The following is an 894-nucleotide window of genomic DNA, read 5'->3' as shown; positions in this document are numbered from 1 at the left end:
CCGACGGCGCATTCGCAAGCCACGATCGCATCTCGGGTTGCCCCGAGCCAGGCACGAGCCGCTTCGAATCCACGCTCGGCAAATCCTCGCCCCGCCGGGGTGCCCGTCGTAGACGAAGATCGTCGGCATCCCGGTGTCCATGTGCAGCGCGGTGGAGACCCCGCCGATGTCCCACCTGTCGCTGGAGGCCACCAACGGCAACAGCCCGATGGCCGCGTGCTCGGCCGCATGCAGCGCCCCGGGGAATTCTTCGGCGGTGATCCCGGCGGCCTGCATCCGGGTTTCGGGGATGGTGAACCACACGGACTTGGTGTGCAGGTCCCTGGCCTCCAACTCCAGCGGCTCCTCGGACAGGATCTCGTTGCTGCTCACAGACTTGCGCTGGAAGGAGACCACCTGGGTGGTCACGACGACTTCCCCGAAGTGTGCGGTGACCGGCCCCCACACCAGCGAGCGGTCGTCGGTGACAACCTCGACCGTGGTGATGTCCCGTGCCTGCGTGTAGAAGTCCGGGTTGGCTCGGGTGACCATGACGCAGTGGTCGGTTTCGTTCAGCTCATCAACCACGTAGGTGGCACCCTGGTGCACATAGATGGCACCGTCGTGCGCCTGATAATGGGTCTGCGGAGAATCCATGGTGCCCAGCAGTGCCCCGGTGTCGGACTCGATAATGCTCACCGGTCCGCCGCCGTCGGCGCGCAGGTTCACCATCGATGCTGCATGTTCCGGGTGGGTCCAAAACCATCCGGCCGGACGGCGGCGCAGGAACCCGCGCTTCACCAACGACTCGAGCAGCCCTTGGGCGCTGGGCCCGAATGCGGCCAAGTCCTCGGTGCGCAACGGCAGTTCCTCGGCTGCTGCACACAGGTGTCCGGAGAGCACATAGGGGGTTTT

1 protein-coding gene is annotated in these 894 nt (G+C 65.9%); it reads right to left on the bottom strand.

Going from position 1 to position 894, the window contains the following annotated elements; translation table 11 throughout:
• A partial coding sequence (locus tag B879_RS23950) for a Zn-binding domain-containing protein (protein ID WP_202949678.1) occupies positions 1-894 on the bottom strand: 894 nt, incomplete at both ends.

This window comes from Cecembia lonarensis LW9, assembly GCF_000298295.1.
Classification (GTDB): Bacteria; Bacteroidota; Bacteroidia; order Cytophagales; family Cyclobacteriaceae; genus Cecembia; species Cecembia lonarensis.
Note: the sequence above shows the minus strand (reverse complement) of the source record. Positions and strands in the feature narration are given on the sequence as shown.